This window comes from Paenibacillus sp. TCA20 (genome assembly GCF_000732325.1).
Lineage (GTDB): Bacteria > Bacillota > Bacilli > Paenibacillales > Paenibacillaceae > Paenibacillus > Paenibacillus urinalis.
In genome coordinates, this window is record NZ_BBIW01000022.1 from 1 (window position 1) to 19,053 (window position 19,053).

The following is a 19,053-nucleotide window of genomic DNA, read 5'->3' on the forward strand; positions in this document are numbered from 1 at the left end:
GTCTCAGAGAAGCAAGCTTCTCTGAGACTCCGCTCGACTTGCATGTATTAGGCACGCCGCCAGCGTTCGTCCTGAGCCAGGATCAAACTCTCCATTAGAGATCGATTAAGCTCATTTAGAAAAACTGACGAGAACATAATGTTCTCTTTATTTCGCTCGGTTATCATACCGTCTGACGACTTGTACCATAACCTCGCGTTTAGAATTTTGTAGTCACAAAATTCTGCTCACTCGTTGTTCAGTTTTCAAAGATCAACTTCGTCATCCACACTCAATTTCTCTCAGCGGCGACTTTTATAATATATCATAGATGATGTTGTTTCGTCAATAGTTTTTTTAAAAAAGTTTTTCTATGAAACTATCAATTTCTCAACGCTCATCCCCGTCAACGCGACAGGAATTATAGAATACCACATATAAAAAACTAATGCAACACTTTTATATAAAAATTAAGCAGCTCATTATGAGCTGCTTAACCTAGACACTATGTTATCTCTTAAGCCATGGATTTCTACGTGCCTTTTTTAAACCAGATCCTTTGCTGCTTTGATTTCGATTGGACGAAGTACGCTTCCTGGCACTGGATGATACCATCACTTTCTTAGCCTTAGTCTTTCCGATTGTTGTTTTTGCTTTAGTAGAGGTCTTTGCATCCTCTATCTTTGGGAGATCGCTTAAGCTATCTAAGTTGATACCTGCTTGCTGCTCGATAGCATCATTCTCTCCACCCACAAAATTCTGTACAGCTGCTTGTGCTTCAACATTATTGTAGGGGTTATTGTAATAGTCTACATACGGAACTTGAGGTCCGTATTCATTAGGTCTGTAATAGTTCGTGTAGTGCGGCTGATGTCCGTACGCTTGCGGATGCATTGCGGGCTGCTGATTCTGAGCTGTTGCTGCCTTCCAATCCGATTCCGCTTGATCATAGCTATATGGCAAGGCTACGGGCTGACCACATCCGCAATCTCCATACGGCTCTCCATGTACAAGCATATAATCCACAATATATCCGCCATTCTCGTATGTGGTATAAGATCCGTCCGTCTGATCATAAGCTCCTTGCACCATAGGTGATTGTTCACCATAAGGAACAGCACCTTCATGTGAACCATGATACCCCATTGGAGCAACTGGATGCTGACCATATGGCTGATGGAATCCCGGCCAATGTCCGACATGCCCTTTACCATAATGCTTATCTTCATAAAATGGCATCATCATTCCGTGTGATGGGTAACAAGGATCGCAATATCCGTAGTCTGGTTTTTTAACGGGTGCAGGCAGCGGCATAGGTTTAACCATTTCAGGCTGTTTTACAGGCTTAGGCAAAGGTTTTGGCGGTGGAGGTACTGGTTTGAATTCTTTTTTAGGTGGCATAGGTTTCGTCATCTCAGGCTTTGGTGCAGGAGCAATCGGCTTGGTGATTTCGGCTTTGGGAGGCGCTGGTTTCGGTTTGGTCTCTTCTGCCTTGGGAGGCGTTGGTGCAGGTTTAGTGACTTCTGCCTTCGGCTGCTCTGGCTTTGGTTTGGTTAGCTCGGCTTTGGGTGCAGTTGATTTCGGCTTTGTTAATTCGGCTTTTGGGGCGACTGGTGCTTCTGGCATGGTTGGGAGTTCAGGAAGCTGAGGATAGTTAGGCAATGCATCGAGCGGAACGATTCCTTCTTTTGAACCGGTATACTGCTCGCTTCCCACTGTCGTTTTTGGAGATGTACCCGTGTGGGTTGGATTTGTTTGTGTACCCGTTCCCATTTCCTTACTAGCGGATGTCCCCGCAGGAATGTTCACTGTTTCCCCAACTAATAACACGTTCGGATTTTTCAACTGCGGGTTGGCAGCAATTAAATCCTGCAGAGGAATCCCCCATGCTTTAGACAATTTCCACAGCGAGTCTCCTTGTACTACGGTATGAGAGTGAATAATCGTATTTCCTGGCGGTGGAGTTACCGGTGCAGATGGAATTTTGACTTTCATCCCGATCGTTAATTCATTGGGATTTGCAATTTGCGGATTTGCACTAATCATCGTTTCTAAAGATACATTATATTTTTGGGACAGCTTATATAAGGTATCTCCTTCTTTGACAATATGGATCTTCACAGGCCCAAAACCTCCTCACGTTTCTTCAGGCATGACATTCGCCCGTTCTTTCGTTACTCTCATCCTATGCAGCATCCGCCCAAATGACATCATTCCTTATAAAAAAATCCTCTTCTAAGCAGCAATCCCTTTTAAAAAAAGAGACCACATGCGAAGAAGAGGATCTTATCTGCTCATTTCAGAGCAGCACTACTCTGCAAATACTTTATACCCGTCTTTGTCTACAATTTGGCGGAACTCCTCAAGCAGCTTGAGTGTAATTGGCCCCGCGACACCGGCTCCAATCGTTCTCCCATCTACCTCATAAGCAGCGATAACCTCAGCAGCTGTGCCCGTAAAGAACACTTCATCTGCTACATACACATCGTGCAATGTGAAAGGCTGTTCCTTGAAGGACAGACCTATTTTGTCTGCGAGCTCAATAATAGCATTACGAGTAATGCCTTCTAACGCACCCAAGTAGCATGGTGGCGTAATGAGAACCCCATTCTTGACGATAAAAATATTGTCTGACGAGCCTTCTGTAACGTAACCTTGCGAATTCAGCATAATCGCTTCTCCAACACCCGCGTGGTTTGACTGAATTTTGACAAGCACGTTGTTCAAGTAGTTCAATGATTTGATCTTTGGATTGAGTGCATCCGGGATGTTGCGGCGCTGCGAAACCGAGATTGTTCTTAAGCCCTTGAGATACGCTTCCTCCGGGTAGATGGACAGCTCTTCCACGATGATGACGACACTTGCCTTCTCACACCGAAGCGGATCAATTCCAAGATTACCATAGCCGCGCGATACAACAAGACGAATGTACCCATTTCTCATTTCGTTACGACGAATGGTTTCTGCCATGGCTTCCCTCATCTCATCATAAGACAAAGGGATATCCAGCATAATGGATTTGGCTGAATCATAGAGCCGATCTAAATGCTCCTTGCATTTAAAAATATTACCGTTATATATCCGTATCCCTTCAAAAATCCCGTCACCGTATAGGAATCCATGATCAAAAACGGATACTTTTGCGTTTTCCTTCGTAACATACTGACCATCTAGATAAATCCATTGTTCTGCTGTCATAACAAGTTACACCTCCGCATTATTGTCCTGTATATACATAGCATGGATAAGAACCCAGTACACGAACCTGGCATCCCAGAGCTTCTATCTCTGAAATCGCTGCAGGAAGGAGTACCGAATCCATTGATTCCATAACATCAATATAAAAATAATAGTTGCCGAGCTTCTTCTTCGTTGGTCTGGACTCGATTCGAGACAAATTCAGTCTGCGCCAAGCAAAAGCGGATAATACCTGATGAAGTGCTCCAGGAAAATCTTCCGGAGGCGTGATAAGTATGCTTGTCTTCTGATGATCTGCCGCTCGCTGCAGATTAACTGCATCCGGTCCAATTAACACAAACCGGGTGTAGTTATTATCATGATCTGTGACCCGCTCCGCCATAATATCTAGTTCATGCTTCGCAGCAGCCAGTCTCGTAGCAATGGCCGCCCAGCCTTGTCCCGGGTTCTTCTTTACGATTTCTACCGCCTCTGCTGTACTGCCTACACTTTCAAGCTCTGCTTGAGGCGCATACGTGCGGATAAACTGCTGACATTGAGGGATCGCCACGGGATGTGACATGATTTTGCGGATTTTGGTAAAATCTAAATCTCCCGCTGTATTCAGAAACTCATCTCGATCGCCAATTAAATTCTGAATAGAAGGATAAACCCATTCGCACTGCATAGGGATATCCACTTCATGTACAAGCCAATCCATATGTAGACTAACCGATCCATCTATCGTATTTTCCACCGGTATAACACTATAATCACTTTCTCCTCGTTCTGTAGACCGAAACACATCCGATATCAGCTTGAAGTGTTTGCCTACATACGGCTCGTCTCCGAGTAAAAAATCGAGTGCTTCATGTGACACAGTGCCTTCAGGTAATATTGCAACTCGTTTCATGCTTTTACTTCCCCTTTAATGATATCCATAAATGTGCTCTGATGCTCGTCAGAAACAAGCTGTGCACCCCGCAGATCTGGCTTGATCCACATCGTATCTGCTTCAATGCCTTGGGCTCGCATGGTCTCAATCATATAAGCTTCAAGACCTTGCTTATCCGGCTCTTCTTGATGTACAAAAGCGAGTACCGTCGGACCCGCACCGCTAAGAGCCGCTCCAAGAGCACCTTTGCGTGGGGCCTCTTCCAGTATTTCGGCCATTCCAGGAACAAGTGCAGCCCGGTAGGGCTGATGGAGCTTATCCTTCATCGCCGCACTTAACAGATCGTAACGACCACTCGCTAAGGCACCAACGAGCAGTGAGGTCCGCCCAATATTATAGACCGCATCCTGAAATGAAAGCTCGCTTGGCAATGCTTCTCTCGCCTTCGTTGTCGACAGTTCAAACCGCGGTATAACGACAAGCACTTCCAGATGTTCAGGCGGATCAAATGAGATATGATGTGCAGTACTACCGTCCCAGGCACAGACAGCAAAGCCGCCAAAAAGCGATGCCCCCACATTATCAGGGTGCTTCTCCATTTGCGTAGCCATTGTGAACAGCTCTTCCCGGGTTAAAGGTGACCCGATAAGTTCGTTAGCGGCAACCATAGCACCTATAATCGTAGTTGCGCTGCTTCCAAGCCCTCGTGTAAGAGGTATTTCGGAATACATCGAAATCTCAAGCTCAGGAATAAGGACTCCTGCTTGATTAAATACAGCTTGTGCCACTTTATAGACAAGGTTCGTCTTATCCGTAGGAATCCCCTTTAAATGCTCGCCATACAGAGAAATAGAGGTCTCCTCCGCTCTCTTCATCTCTATATAAGAATATAAGCTGAGCGCCATACCCAATGAATCAAAGCCTGGGCCTAAGTTCGCTGTGCTCGCCGGGATTTTTACTCTTACGCTGTTCTTCATTGTGTTCGGTCCTCCTCAAAAGTACGGGGAAGCTCATCCCTCTACCCGGTAAACACTCTTCACTTTACGAATAACACTAAGTGTGTCAAAATGCTTCAGTACTTTATCCATACTTGCTTTGCTGGCATTATGGGTAACAATAATGATCTCGGCATCCGGATTTTGTTCATTCGGCTGCTGGACCACAGAAGCAAGACTGACGTCGTACTCCGCAAATATTTGTGTAATTTGAGCAAGCACACCTGCTTTGTCATCGACATGCAGCAAGATGAAGTTTTTATAAGAAATATGCTCATCTTGGATCAGATGCTTCTCTTTGTAAGGGCTGATGGATTTCAGGCCGCTCACTCCAAGCTTCAAATTACGAATCACAGATACCAAGTCAGCTACGACAGAGGTAGCCGTAGGCAGCTCACCTGCACCTGCCCCATAGAACATCGTCTCGCCAACCGCTTCACCGTGAACGAATACTGCATTAAATACGCCGTTGACAGAGGCCAGAGGATGCTGCTGACTCACCATCGTTGGTTCTACACTGATTGAGATCTGATCGTCCTGTCGCTCTGCAATACCTAATAGCTTCATTTCATATCCAAGCCTCTTGGCATAAGCGATATCTTCTTTAGTAACACTGGAAATCCCACTGACCGACACATCGCGAAGCTCAACATTCGTATGGAAGCCAAGTGTTCCGAGAATTGCCATCTTACGCGCGGCGTCTAACCCTTCAACGTCCGAGGTCGGATCGGATTCGGCATAACCAAGTGCCTGAGCCTCTGTCAGAACTTCATCATACGAAGCCCCCTCCTGACTCATCTTGGTTAATATAAAGTTCGTGGTCCCGTTTACGATTCCCATAATTCGGGTGATTCGATCAGACGAAAAGCTCTCAATCAGCGTACGAATTATCGGAATTCCTCCGGCAACACTCGCCTCATAATAGACATCACAGCGCTTCTCTTCTGCTTTGGCCAAAATCTCTGCACCATAGAGCGCCATCAAATCCTTGTTTGCCGTCACGATATGCTTACCCCGTTCCAGCGCTTCCAGAATGTATTCTTTTGTGCTCTCCACTCCACCCATAACTTCGACAATGACGTCGATCTCCGGGTTACGAATAACCTCCCATGGATCTTCTGTTAATTTATCCGCATCCACGGTAATGTTACGAGCCTTGACCAGATTTTTTACAGCTACTTTTTCAATAACGATAGGAGAGCCGACTTGACTGCTCAGATCCTCCTGATTCCCTTCCACGATTCGTATTACACCTGTGCCTACAGTTCCTAATCCAAGCAAACCCACCTTAATCGGTTTCATCTTCTCATCCCCTTTATGTAACTAAAGTATCTCCTCTACCCCTGACCAATCAAGCGTGTGCGTTTGACCCCCGGAACCTGCGAAAATTGCTCCATCATCTCACCAAGATCTCCACTCAGCCGAGATGTCTCTACTGAAATCACAACATTGGCACGCCCTTGAAGCGGAATGCTCTGATGAATGGTAAGCACGTTGCCTCCATAAGATGCCACATGCGATAGTACTTGGGACAGCATTCCAGACTCATGCTCCAGATCGATCGAGATGGTGACGATTCGCTCTCTCTCCAGCTGATTGACCAGATGAATTCCATCCTTATATTTATAAAATGCACTTCGGCTCAGACCAACACGCTCAGCCGCTTCATGGACAGTTTTCACCTCACCGGAAGCGAGCAGCTGCTTCACCTGCATCGTCTTCACCACAGCTTCTGGCAATATATCTTCACGTACTAAATAGTAGCGTTCTTTCAAAAACGTCCTCTCCTCAAAGACTATTGTATTCATATAGTGGACATTATATCGAATCGTATCGAAAAGGGCAATAGACAAATGGAGTCTCTTACTGCCCATATTCCAAAAAACCGTGGATATCTAAGGAAGATACCCACGGTAAATTTCGTTATATTTATTAATAGTAGCTGCTGCTCTCTACGAATTCAAACTCAAAATCAGCAATACGAACGATCGTACCGTCCTTCGCACCACGTTTTCTAAGTTCATCATCAACACCCATATGGCGAAGGGTACGCGCAAGCTTCATAATTGCCTCATGTGAATTTAGCTGCATTCGTTTCATCATGCGCTCGATCTTCGGACTTTCCACAATGAACATCTCATTCTCGCGCACAATTTTGAAGCCTTCCTCTTCTTCTTTATCCAGCTTGTAAACTTTGCGTTCACTTACTTCAGCCACTTCTTCCACATGCAGCTCTTCCGGCATTTGATCCAGCAGATCTGCTGCCTTGTAGAGAAGCTCCTTCACGCCTTGACGTGTAAGGGATGAGATCGGCATAATCTCTATTTCGGGATGAGAAGCAGCCAGCTGTTGTTTAAAATTATCCAGGTTATCTGCTGACTCCGGCATATCCATTTTGTTCGCAGCCACAATCTGTGGACGCTCCATCAATTTAGCATTGTACTGACGAAGCTCGTCATTGATCTTGACGAAATCCTCATACGGATCTCTGCCCTCAGATCCAGCCATATCGATGACATGAATGATAACGCGGGTACGCTCAACGTGTCTCAGGAACTCATGACCCAGTCCAATACCTTCACTCGCTCCCTCAATCAGTCCAGGCAAATCTGCCATAACAAAGCTGCGGCCTTCTCCTACGTCCACAACACCGAGATTCGGCGTAATTGTCGTAAAGTGGTATGCCCCAATCTTCGGGTTAGCACCAGATACGACGGACAAAAGCGTAGATTTGCCCACACTCGGAAATCCAACCAGGCCTACATCGGCCATGACCTTCATTTCGAGTACAATGTAGCGCTCTTCGCCTTCTTCACCATTCTCGGCAAGCTCAGGTGCAGGATTCTTCGGAGTTGCAAACCGGATGTTTCCTCTTCCGCCACGACCGCCTCTCGCAACGACGACCTGCTGTCCGTGACGGGTCAAATCAGCCAGTACTTCGCCTGAATCCTCATCGGTTACTACCGTTCCCGGCGGTATACGAACGATCATATCCTCTGCATTCGCACCGTGCTGACTTTTATTACGGCCTTTTTCACCGCGTTTTGCTTTGAAATGACGTTGATAACGGAAATCCATCAGTGTTCTTAAACCTTCGTCTACACGAAAAATAACACTTCCGCCCTTGCCGCCGTCCCCACCAGCAGGACCGCCTTCAGGTACATATTTCTCACGACGGAACGATACGAGTCCATCTCCGCCGTCCCCGCCTTTAACATAAATCTTCGCTTTATCTACAAACATGATTATCCCTTCCTTATATCCCACAAGTCACACGGAATTGAATGAGCGCATCCCCTGTTGCAGGCGGCTCCGCTATCACCTTGGTTCCTTGCTTCATCGTGTACAAATTACTCCATGCTTCTGATTCAGATGCTATTCTCTCTCCCTCGAAACGTACAATAACATCCCCTTGATCCTGACCAAAACGAATTAACAGGTGACGAATTTCTCCCCAAGACGATCGGTTGCTGAACTGATAAGCCCTGACTGTATCCGCAATCGTCCCTGTCAGCATCTCACCGTCCTCGGGAGAAATCAAGGTATCCAGCCGCAATCCGTCCTCCACTTCCACACTTAGAACAACAAGACTGCCGCTTATTCTATACGACTGCAAATAAAAGATGAGAGACGGCACACCCAGCTTGGAAATCTTGCTCTCTTCCGTCATTCTCTCCTTTATTCTTTCCACCGTTTGTATTGATTTATCATTCTTTCCTAGACGAATATATCCATACAACACCTGGAGGTCATTCATCCAATCATGTCTATGATGATTTAACACGGATATCGCTGTATCTTCCATTCTCTGCTGCGTTTGGCGGCGCTGCTCTTCGAGCTGCTTGTCCACAGCCTTAAAGACATAATAAAGGACAACTCCTAACCATAACGCAAGCAAAATACAGGAGATCAGAGTCTTAGAGATGATCACCAAAACTAACGGAAATATGACCGAACAAGATACCGCTAAGGGCACTTTTTTCCAGTAATTCATGACTTCTCCCCGTTCATCAATGTTAACCCCATTATAATATAAAGGTCATAAAGGCAGTATATCACAGACGAAGTTGCCAAACAGTACCAAAAAACAAAAAACATCTCCGATCCGTCAGTTGAAACACGAGCCCAGGTGAAGTGATGATCTGAATAAAAAGAGCCTTCGGCAAACATGCCGAAGGCTCCTTAGGCGAAATGCCTATTACGCTTCTACTGCAGCTGCTACAGGAGCAACTTCAATAGGGTAGACGCTCACTTTTTTACGATCGCGGCCCCAACGTTCAAATTTAACAACGCCGTCTACTTTCGCAAACAAAGTATCGTCTTTACCGATTCCTACGTTCGTTCCTGGGTGGATTTTAGTACCACGTTGACGAACGAGGATGCTTCCGCCAGACACTGCCTGACCGTCTGCACGCTTAACGCCAAGACGTTTGGACTGGGAATCACGACCATTCTTTGTGGAACCCACACCTTTTTTGGATGCGAACAACTGAAGATCCAATTTTAACATTGTAGTCTACCTCCTTCTTTAGTTATTATGCTGCTTTATCTGAATATACTTTCCGTACGAATCGACGATCGATTTCAGCATCACCACAAGTGATTCAAGCAGCAACTGAACCTGGGAACGAATATCGTCTGACAACTTGGCTCCTTCAGGAACATATGCGCTCAGAAAGCCATGCTCCATCTCGGCATCGAGCTCAACACCTGTAAGTGTCTCGATCGAATTGACCGTACCAACCGTCACTGCGGAAACTCCCGCACATACAATATCTTCACCAGCTTTAGCATAATTCGCATGACCCTTCACGGAAAAGCCACGAATGCTGCCGTCACTCAAACGAAAGATGTGTACAGTAATCACTGTTTACACCCACTTACGCTTGGATTTTGCCGATAGTTACTTTAGTGTAAGGTTGACGATGACCTTGTTTCACATGGTAGTTCTTCTTAGGCTTGTATTTGTATACAACAACCTTTTGGCCTTTGCCATGCTTCTCAACAGTCGCTGTTACAGTTGCGCCGGCAACAACCGGTGTACCTGCAGTCAAACCATTGTCGTTAGAAACAGCCAACACGCGGTCAAACGTTACTGTTTCACCGTCTGCAGCGTTCAATTTCTCGATGAAAAGAACATCGCCTTCTTGAACTTTGTACTGTTTACCACCAGTTTCAATAATTGCGTACATTTTGCTTGCACCTCCTCATGTCTCAGACTCGCCTAATCCAGGTGATCCTGCCTCAAAAAGCAGAATGCTTCTACCCGATCGGAGCGGTTACAGCATGTGCAGCAACTTAATACTAAACACATACCTGAAGATTATATCATGAGTCTATTCTGAAATCAATCATTTTGCAATAATCACTCCAGCACCAGGATGCTCTCTTCCCTTACCTTCTTGCGGGTAAGCTCCAGCAGACCGAGCCTTGTCCATCCTACTACGTGAGATTTGGTGCGATCCTTCTGAAGCTCCCGCTCGAGTGTCAGCATAACCTCATCCCGATGTCGATCGAATTCCATGTCTATAAAATCAATAATGATGATTCCGCCGATATCTCGGAGTCTGATTAATCTGGCGATTTCAATCGCTGCTTGAAGATTCGTCTTCGTCACCGTCTCTTCCAGATTTCGACCACCTATATACTTACCCGTGTTGACATCAATGACGGTCAGAGCTTCGGTATGATCAATGACGACATAGCTGCCGCCTTCAAGCCACACCTTTCTCTTAAAGTCCCTTACCAGCTGCTCCTGAACTCCATATGCTTCAAAAACAGGCTTATCCCCGCGATAAATATGAAAATGAGGTACTCCATTCAAAGCGACATCCTGATAGAACAGCTTCGCTTCTCTCGCCTGATGCTCGTTATCAATTACAAATTCATCACTATGAACAGTATAACTGTCCCGAATGAATCTTTGCAGAATGCTGAGATCCTGATGCAGCAGCCGCGGAGCATTGTTCATGCTGGCTTTTTGCTCAATCCTCTGCCACACCTTGCGCAGCTGAATGACATCACCTTCAATCGCTTCCAAACTTTCATGCTCAGAAACCGTTCGTATGATCATACCCTCTTCATCCCGTTTACAACGCTCAGCAATACTTTTGAGACGAGATCGCTCACCTTCTTTTGCAATTTTCTTGGATACCGCTATATATCCCGCCATCGGCATATAAACGATCCAGCGACCCGGCAGTGCATAGTGCGTTGTGACTCTTGCCCCTTTTCCGCCTACCGGCTCCTTGAACACCTGAACGACAATATCCTGACCCACGGAAAGTAGCTCTGTAATGGCCGGCTTGATCTTAGGCTGCTTGTCCAGGTTGGGATGCAGTACATCATCAATATATAAAAAGGCATTTTTCTTCTGCCCGATATCAACAAACGCCGCCTGCATACCTGGAAGCACATTGACTACACGTCCCTTAAAAAAGGAACCGAGCAGTCCTCTTTCACCCGCCCGTTCCGCTGCGTATTCAACTACTTTACCTTCCTCCAGAAGAGCCATTCGAATCAGATTTGGTTCACAGTTCACAATCGTTTGCTTCATGGCTTCACCTCTAGAGTACTCTTTTAGAGAGAAGATAGTGGCATTCGTTTGCGCTCTCCTATTTTGTAAATTACGTTCTTTTATCAAAATACGACTTGATTATGCGCTGCTCTGGCAGAACGCCAACAATATTCCCATGCTTGTCCATCACGTATATCATATGATATTTCTCTCTCTTAAATAAACGCAAGATATTGTCCAAAGGTTTCGCTGGCATCGAAATTATTGGTTGAGCCAAGCTCCCGGAAGAGGCATGGACTGAAAAAAGAATATCCCTGTTCATCAAAAAGCGTACGAATCGATAAGGGATATTCCGATAATCCACGATGTTGGCATAAAGGAGAAAGGAGCCCATCATAGCTACGCTCAGATCCACCATTTCCTGTCCCCTCATCAGCGGCAAAAATGCGTAGGTCAGCATCATTGCACTGAACATGATACTTATTTTATAAGTAACGAGCAGTGTCCTGTGATAGGGCAGAAATATACTCAGCAAGGCTTGGATGATCTTGCCTCCATCCAATGGCAGAATCGGCAGCAAATTAAATAAGGCAATGATGAGGTTTGAGGAAATAAAATAATCCAGAAACTGTCCATCCCACATCCCTGTGGCATTCATCGCATAGGCTGCTGCAATCATCAATACATTTTGGAAGGGACCCGCAAGTGAGATCAGGATCTCTTTTCTGGCCGTCAAATCCCCCCGATCCTCAATCGTTGCCACTCCCCCAAAAGGAAGCATCTGAATAGAGGTAACCCGAATCCCTAATAACAAAGCGCAGCTTGCATGACCAAGCTCATGGATAAACACGATGGCAAATAACGTTAACAGCTCAATAAATCGGCCTGTTACGACAGAGAGCATCATAACAAGAACAAATACCGGATGCAGGGATAGCCGGATCCCCATTACATTAATCAAAAGCAATCACTTCCGCTGGATCAATATAGGTGTCCCCATCCTTTACTGCAAAGTACAAAGTCTGATCATGCTCTAATGTGCCTGCTGGGATCTGACCGATCTGCCCGCCTTCTTCAACCCAAGAGCCTGTTTCCAGCTTGGTTTCTGCAAGACGTCCGTAAATGCCTGTCAGCCCGCCTGTATGCTGAACAACTACCGTCGTACCTGTCTCGGGGTTGTTAATTACCTGGATAACTCGTCCTGCATCAATGCTGTCAACTTGAAAAACGCCTCCACCTTCAGAGTTAGGTACAATCTCTACCCCTTCCATTGTTATAGCAAAGGGCTGTGCAATTGTGCCTGCAATGGGAGGAGACAATTTACGGGAAGCCGTCACTTTCAGCGGGGATGCGCCATCATCTTGAAAGATCGGCAAAAAAGAAGGGGTGCCGCCGAAATGATCTGTGTACCAGGCTGCCGCTGCTTGAAAATCCATTTCTTGATGAAGGCTGTCTGCCACAAAAAACTTGGCTCTTTCCAAAAACGGAGCATCCCACTGAAACGCACCCCAGATCGCACCAAATAATATACCGCTGATCACAATCCGCTTAAGCAGTCCGTTCAGAAAACGTGGCTGTTGATCCGGACCATCGTAATAAGTCTCATCCTCTACCCATCTTCTTCGATCCTTCTTCCATAACAGCTCAGGATCTCGCTCAGCTGTGTTTATATCTGCTTCATCAACCGATTGAAAAAAGGGAGGATGCTGTTCTGCCTGCGGCACCCTTCTCCTGTCTATAGGTCGTCCATGTTCTATGGTCTTTAAGCTCTGTTTCTCGCGGGTATCTTCTACATCAAGAAGCTGTCGGATCCGTTCCTGTCTCCGCTGTTTAATATTGGCTTTAATGTTCATCCCTATTGTCCTCCTTGTGAGGATTCACTCTAACTGTTACATCTTATGAATAGGGACGAGCAAATATGAACGAGCCTTCGAACGTGCATACAAAAAAGCACCATGGGCTCTAAAGCCCAGGTGCTGTTGTCGTTGTAGTTTCATTATTTTGCAAATCGTATTTATCCTGATGCAGCTTGATGCTCATCACAATTCCGATACAGAGCATATTGATGAGAAGGGATGTCCCACCGTAGCTGATAAAGGGCAGTGTGATGCCCGTAATCGGCATTAGCCCTACCATCATACCTACATTTTCATATACCTGAAAAATGAACATGGTTGCGATCCCAATGATGATATAAGCTCCTCGTTTATCATAACAAGCTGCTGCGATTCGGACCAAACGATAGATCAGTGCAAAATACATCAGCAGAACAAACGCACTTCCCAAAAATCCAAACTCTTCTCCTATGACCACAAATATGGAGTCCGAATAGGGATACGGGATAAAATGATTGTTCTTGAGTTCACCCTGCTTAAAGCCGTCCCCCGCCAGTCCGCCGGTGCCAATCGCAATGATGGCATAGCTGGATTGGTGTCTATCATCACTCGAAGCCTCTCCCGGATTAAGAAAGGTATTGATACGCTGATACCAATGCAAGCGATTCTGTTCCTCAAGCGATGCTTTGATCTGATCATTAAACGTATTAAACAAGGTGACAAATAGGATCAGTGCGGCAAGCACTGTCGTAACGCCAATCAACACATGCTTATACCTTGTTCCCGCAATCCACAGCATCCCGACAAATACAACCAAATAAATGATGGCATTCCCGAGGTCCGGCTGAATCAGCACGAGCACAAAAGGAACAAGAACGATGAGTGCGGCTGGAATAATATCCGCCCTGAATCTCAGCGGTTCTCCGCCCCGCTTGCCGAGCATGTATGCGCAGACGAGAATAAGCACCAGCTTGACCAACTCAGCGGGCTGGAACAGCAATCCTCCCGGCAGCTTGAACCAGCTCTTCGCACCATTCACTTCTGCTCCAATAAAGAACAGGAGAATGATCATAATCAAGCCTATTCCGTATATAACGAAGCTATACTTGAGCAATGCCCGATAATCGACCAAAGCGATCCCCAGCACAATGATGAATCCAAGGATGTAAAAGATCGCAGTCCTTATATCATAACCCTCGAATTCCGGTGTTGGAATAATGGCACTATGTACAACCATCGTACTTACCAGCATAAATAAAACGAGAACGGCCATTAGCGGCCAGTCCAGCTCTTTCCATTTGCGAAGCAAATTGCATCAACCCATTCCGAAAAACTTCTTAAACCGTGTAAAGACACCTTTCTTTTGATCAAGCAGCATGAGTGGCACCGTATCACCAAGAATGCGTCTTGCGATATTACGATAGGCCATGGCAGCTTGCGAGTTCGGATTCATCACGGTCGGTTCACCAGAATTGGCTGCTTTGATAACAAGCTCATCATCAGGAACAATCCCAATAAGATCAATATTAAGCACTTGTAAAATACTATCGATATCCAGCATATCGCCGGTTTTAACCATATTATTCCGAATCCGGTTAACGACTAACTTTGGAGATCCGACGTGTGAGCTCTCGAGCAGCCCGATTACACGGTCTGCATCACGAACTGCAGCATTCTCTGGTGTAGTTACAACAATGGCCTGATCGGCACCGGCAATGGCGTTCTTAAATCCTTGCTCAATACCTGCAGGGCAGTCGATAATGACATACTCAAAATCTTTTTTGAGCTCCAGCACAATATCCTTTACCTGATCAGGTGTAACCGAGTTTTTATCTTTTGTCTGCGCGGCTGGCAGCATATATAATTCATCAAAGCGCTTGTCTTTGACCAAAGCTTGGTTCAATCGGCATCTTCCTTCTGCTACATCCACCAAATCGTAGATGATTCGATTCTCGAGTCCCATAACGACATCGAGATTTCGAAGGCCAATGTCTGTATCGACCAGACATACTTTTTTACCAAGCAGCGCAAGTGCAGTGCCAATGTTGGCCGATGTGGTTGTTTTGCCGACACCGCCTTTTCCTGAAGTGACAACAATCGCCTCTCCCATGTATGCTACACCCCTTTAAACACGTTAAAATCACGGTGCAACCGAACGATATTGCTCGTTTTGTCGATCTGCATTTGTCCGTTCTGCAAGTAAGCAAACTCCATCCCTGCTTCTCTTTGCTCCCATTCATCCGGAGGACGGCTGATCACCTCCGCGATTCGAAGCTGCGTCGGCGCAAAATAAGATGCACATATAATAGCATCCTCATTGCCCTTGTTTCCCGCATGCGCCATTCCGCGAAGTGCACCCATAATATAAATATTACCCGTGCAGCTGACACTTCCGCCAGGATTGACATCACCAAGCAGCAGCAAGTTTCCTTCATGGTGAAGCACTTGACCGGAACGCACAATACCGGTAATGGTGGTCAGAGCCGAAGCCTTGTTCTCATCGGTTTCAGCGTCCGGAGATTCAATGGAACGTATGAGCAAATTGCCTTTTTGCTTCAAAATATGAAGAATTTCTTCTTTCTGCTCTTCGGTCACAATTCGAGATCCAAGCTTTACATCGACATGAATAATGGGACCGGACAATATATTTTGATGGCTATGTTCAAGCTTAAAGCGAAGCTCGCTCAGCAGTTCCTCCAAATCACACTCGTCATCCATCAGGAATACCAGGCCATCTTTGATGCCTTTGATCGTCACATGATTCGATTTTACTGTCATAAGCCTGTCCCTCCCATCTCAAACATTCGTGCCGAAGCGCAGCAGTTCCTTCTTTTTGCCTGAAAAGCGTTAGATATTATTACACTTTATCCTTCTTCGTTACTCTACGCCGTGTTAGTCGATCAAGTTGTTTTCGTAGCGGAACATAAATAATTAATGCAAATATAAAATGAATAAACACGGTTGGAATCATGTATTCCAGCAGTGCCCAATTGTAAGATTCCTGATTAAGCCGGAATAGCTTATAGGTGAAAAAGAGAATCGAATCGAACAGCAGACTCCCCAGAATCACCATCATCATCATGACCGGCATCGTCGCTCTTGGAGATTTGAAGAACAAGCCGATCAGATAGGCTGTCAGCCCCATGGCGAAGGAATACGGACCAATCATATGGCCATAGTAGACCACATCATGAAGCAAGCCAAAGATAATGCCCAGCACGAGAGCCGAATGGCGATGATAGTATACCGTGACAAACAAAATGGCTATAAACACGAAGTTGTGTCCAATTCGAGGAAGCCAGCTGTCCGGGATGATCCAAGGCACGACAGTCCCTTCAATAATAAAGAGCACAAACAACAGAATGATCAGTAACTGCTTCCGCCCGGCCACTATGGAGTTACCTCCGGTGGAATGACGACGAAGACTTCCTTCCAGTCCGTAAAGTTCGCTGCCGGCTCGATATAGGCGACTTGTGCAAGTCCGAATTCACTTTCCTTAATCTCTTTGACTGTCCCTATAATCATATATTTCGGAAATCCTTCGATAATTCCTGAGGACATGACGACATCATCTTTGGCAATCTTGGAATTTTCGCTGATTTTGGTCATTTCCAGATAACCCGTTTGCGGGTTATACTTCTCGATCATACCGAAAGTATCATTTTCCTTGCCCACAACGGTAGCTGCAATTGCATTGGCGTCGCTTGAGCTCGGATCCAGCGCTGTTAACAGGGTGACCGTAGAAGTAAAGTTGCTGACATGACTGATGGTACCTGCCAGCCCGTCCAGCGTCGTTACGGCCATCCCAACCTTCAGCCCTGCATTTTCTCCAATATCAATGTTCAGAACCCTGTTGTTCGGATCCGAATTGACACTGATGACTTGGGCTGTGCGCAGTTTATAATTATGTCTGTTCTTTTGCTCCTCGGTAAAATCGAGATTCTCCTGCAGACGCTGATTCGTTTCTGCCAAATTACCGTATCTCACCGCTTCTTGCTTATACTGAGCAACTGAGGTTTTTAGAATTTCGTTCTCTTCCTGCAGTGATTTAAGATTCGCTATATCCTCGAAGAATCCAGCAATATAGGAGGTCGGTTTGTAGAAGACCTGCTGCACGAATCCGACCATATCTTTTGTAAACTTCTCGGGTAGTGATAACCCTGCTCTCGATCCTACTGTAAAGCCCATAAGTGCGATAAAAATGATAATACCAACGAGTAAAATAAACAATCGCTTGTTGCCTAACCATTTAAACAGTTACAACACCCTCTAACATCCTTATTTCGTTATGATGCTAAGCCGATTATAAGCTTCACTTAAAAAGGGAAAGCAAGTACGTAGTGGTCCTATAGCTGAGCGAACCTTAAACTACTGACTTACTATCCCATGGGTAGCAACATCATAAAAATCTGGGCATAGCTGCATCTCCTTACGCAGATATGCCTTAACGCTTTGCGGCCAGCACGGGTGGATGCAGCCTGCTTAGCTGTGACTTTCAATGTTTCGTATATTAACGTTTAGATCTGATTGCAGCGCTGCTTCTAGATTTGAACAAATGAATGTTGTCCAGCGCTTTGCCTGTACCAATAGCTACACAATCCAGCGGATTCTCAGCAACGATGACCGGCATTCCTGTTTCGCCTGCAAGCAGCTTGTCCAGGTTACGAAGAAGAGCTCCTCCTCCTGTCAGCACAATACCACGGTCCATAATATCCGCAGCCAGCTCAGGCGGGCATTTCTCAAGGGTTACTTTAACAGCTTCAACAATGGAGCCCACTGTATCGGCAAGTGCTTCACTAATTTCATCTGAAGTAATTGTGATGGTCTTCGGCAGCCCGGTAACAAGGTCACGTCCACGAATTTCCATCGTTTCTACCGATTCCAGAGGAAGTGCAGATCCGATTTCCATTTTGAGCTGTTCCGCTGTTCTTTCACCGATCATCAGATTGTATTGACGTTTGATGTACTGGATGATGGACTCGTCCATCTCATCACCGGCAACACGCACGGAACGGCTTGTCACGATGCCTCCCAAGGAGATCACTGCAACTTCTGTTGTACCGCCGCCGATATCAACGACCATACTTCCCGTTGGCTCCCATACAGGAAGATCTGCACCGATCGCTGCAGCAAACGGCTCCTCGATAGTGTATGCCTCTCTTGCTCCCGCCTGCTTCGTAGCATCCTCTACAGCACGCTGTTCTACCGCCGTAATGCCGGAAGGAACACATACCATCACGTTTGGATGACGCTGGAAGAAGGAACGCTGCTTCTGAGCCTGACGAATGAAATATTTAATCATCGTTGCCGTAGTATCGAAATCGGCAATAACTCCATCCTTCATTGGTCTAATGGCACGGATGTTACCAGGAGTACGTCCGATCATTTTTTTTGCAGATTCACCGACAGCTTCAATAACCTGTGTATCTGTACGTAATGCAACAACGGAAGGTTCTCTGACCACAATGCCTTTTCCCCGTACGTAAACGAGCGTATTCGCCGTTCCCAAGTCAATCCCCAAATCTTTAGTAAAGCCACCTAACATGCTATTTTCTCCCTTTCTTTGCTTGCATTATTTATGCTGCCACTTGCTTAGCAGCTGCGTCATTATAATCCGATTCAGAATAAAGCGATTGAAGCGATGAAGGAAAACGC

The 19,053-nt window shown here is 45.9% G+C and carries 20 protein-coding genes, 1 rRNA gene and 1 other annotated feature; all 21 genes read right to left on the minus strand.

All coding sequences use genetic code 11. The features are described 5' to 3' along the window. Positions 1-98, minus strand: a 16S ribosomal RNA gene (locus tag TCA2_RS24730); the annotation flags it as partial. A 391-nt stretch (positions 99-489) separates the two neighbouring features. Next, on the minus strand, positions 490-2,100 hold the full coding sequence (locus TCA2_RS27935) for a LysM peptidoglycan-binding domain-containing protein (RefSeq protein ID WP_052512293.1): 1,611 nt from the start codon (positions 2,098-2,100) through the stop codon (positions 490-492). A gap of 189 nt (positions 2,101-2,289) precedes the next feature. Continuing rightward, positions 2,290-3,177: a branched-chain-amino-acid transaminase gene (gene ilvE, locus TCA2_RS24740; protein WP_047914274.1), complete on the minus strand. Its 888-nt coding sequence runs from the start codon at positions 3,175-3,177 to the stop codon at positions 2,290-2,292. A 19-nt stretch (positions 3,178-3,196) separates the two neighbouring features. Next, on the minus strand, positions 3,197-4,069 hold the full coding sequence (pheA, locus tag TCA2_RS24745) for a prephenate dehydratase (protein ID WP_047914275.1): 873 nt from the start codon (positions 4,067-4,069) through the stop codon (positions 3,197-3,199). Beyond that, positions 4,066-5,028, minus strand: coding sequence for a homoserine kinase (gene thrB, locus TCA2_RS24750; RefSeq protein ID WP_047914276.1), 963 nt, complete (start codon positions 5,026-5,028; stop codon positions 4,066-4,068). The genes pheA and thrB overlap by 4 nt, the downstream gene beginning before the upstream one ends. A gap of 33 nt (positions 5,029-5,061) precedes the next feature. Further along, positions 5,062-6,348: a homoserine dehydrogenase gene (locus tag TCA2_RS24755; RefSeq protein ID WP_047914277.1), complete on the minus strand. Its 1,287-nt coding sequence runs from the start codon at positions 6,346-6,348 to the stop codon at positions 5,062-5,064. 35 nt (positions 6,349-6,383) lie between these two features. Then, the gene (locus TCA2_RS24760) at positions 6,384-6,821 is read right to left on the minus strand and encodes an ACT domain-containing protein (protein ID WP_047914278.1); all 438 of its coding nucleotides are present in this window, start codon (positions 6,819-6,821) and stop codon (positions 6,384-6,386) included. Between the two features lie 157 nt (positions 6,822-6,978). Further along, complete coding sequence (gene obgE, locus TCA2_RS24765) at positions 6,979-8,289, minus strand: GTPase ObgE (RefSeq protein WP_047914279.1); 1,311 nt, start codon at positions 8,287-8,289, stop codon at positions 6,979-6,981. Positions 8,290-8,302: 13 nt separating this feature from the next. Further along, complete coding sequence (locus TCA2_RS24770) at positions 8,303-9,040, minus strand: Spo0B domain-containing protein (protein ID WP_047914280.1); 738 nt, start codon at positions 9,038-9,040, stop codon at positions 8,303-8,305. A gap of 204 nt (positions 9,041-9,244) precedes the next feature. Then, positions 9,245-9,556, minus strand: a complete 312-nt coding sequence (gene rpmA, locus TCA2_RS24780) for a 50S ribosomal protein L27 (RefSeq protein ID WP_047914282.1) — start codon at positions 9,554-9,556, stop codon at positions 9,245-9,247. An 18-nt stretch (positions 9,557-9,574) separates the two neighbouring features. Then, positions 9,575-9,913 carry a ribosomal-processing cysteine protease Prp gene (locus TCA2_RS24785; RefSeq protein WP_047914283.1) on the minus strand — a complete coding sequence of 113 codons (339 nt, stop codon included), beginning with the start codon at positions 9,911-9,913 and terminating at the stop codon, positions 9,575-9,577. Positions 9,914-9,926: 13 nt separating this feature from the next. Next, positions 9,927-10,238, minus strand: a complete 312-nt coding sequence (gene rplU, locus TCA2_RS24790; protein ID WP_047914284.1) for a 50S ribosomal protein L21 — start codon at positions 10,236-10,238, stop codon at positions 9,927-9,929. 14 nt (positions 10,239-10,252) lie between these two features. After that, positions 10,253-10,337: a sequence feature (ribosomal protein L21 leader region), on the minus strand. 74 nt (positions 10,338-10,411) lie between these two features. Further along, positions 10,412-11,602, minus strand: a complete 1,191-nt coding sequence (locus tag TCA2_RS24795) for an Rne/Rng family ribonuclease (protein ID WP_047914285.1) — start codon at positions 11,600-11,602, stop codon at positions 10,412-10,414. Between the two features lie 70 nt (positions 11,603-11,672). Beyond that, positions 11,673-12,524: a M50 family metallopeptidase gene (locus tag TCA2_RS24800; protein WP_047914286.1), complete on the minus strand. Its 852-nt coding sequence runs from the start codon at positions 12,522-12,524 to the stop codon at positions 11,673-11,675. Then, positions 12,517-13,416 (minus strand): M23 family metallopeptidase, encoded by a 900-nt coding sequence (locus tag TCA2_RS24805; RefSeq protein ID WP_047914287.1) that lies wholly within the window; start codon positions 13,414-13,416, stop codon positions 12,517-12,519. The genes TCA2_RS24800 and TCA2_RS24805 overlap by 8 nt, the downstream gene beginning before the upstream one ends. Before the next feature lie 109 nt (positions 13,417-13,525). Continuing rightward, positions 13,526-14,707: an FtsW/RodA/SpoVE family cell cycle protein gene (locus TCA2_RS24810; protein WP_047914288.1), complete on the minus strand. Its 1,182-nt coding sequence runs from the start codon at positions 14,705-14,707 to the stop codon at positions 13,526-13,528. A gap of 6 nt (positions 14,708-14,713) precedes the next feature. After that, positions 14,714-15,508, minus strand: coding sequence for a septum site-determining protein MinD (minD, locus tag TCA2_RS24815; RefSeq protein ID WP_047914289.1), 795 nt, complete (start codon positions 15,506-15,508; stop codon positions 14,714-14,716). Between the two features lie 5 nt (positions 15,509-15,513). Next, a complete protein-coding gene (gene minC / locus TCA2_RS24820; RefSeq protein WP_047914290.1) occupies positions 15,514-16,176 on the minus strand; it encodes a septum site-determining protein MinC in 663 nt (220 codons plus the stop codon). A gap of 79 nt (positions 16,177-16,255) precedes the next feature. Further along, positions 16,256-16,789: a rod shape-determining protein MreD gene (mreD, locus tag TCA2_RS24825; protein ID WP_047914291.1), complete on the minus strand. Its 534-nt coding sequence runs from the start codon at positions 16,787-16,789 to the stop codon at positions 16,256-16,258. Beyond that, on the minus strand, positions 16,789-17,628 hold the full coding sequence (gene mreC, locus TCA2_RS24830) for a rod shape-determining protein MreC (protein WP_081872821.1): 840 nt from the start codon (positions 17,626-17,628) through the stop codon (positions 16,789-16,791). The genes mreD and mreC overlap by 1 nt, the downstream gene beginning before the upstream one ends. A gap of 280 nt (positions 17,629-17,908) precedes the next feature. Continuing rightward, entirely contained in the window at positions 17,909-18,943 is a 1,035-nt protein-coding gene (locus TCA2_RS24835; protein ID WP_047914293.1) for a rod shape-determining protein, read from the minus strand. Positions 18,944-19,053 lie beyond the last annotated feature (110 nt).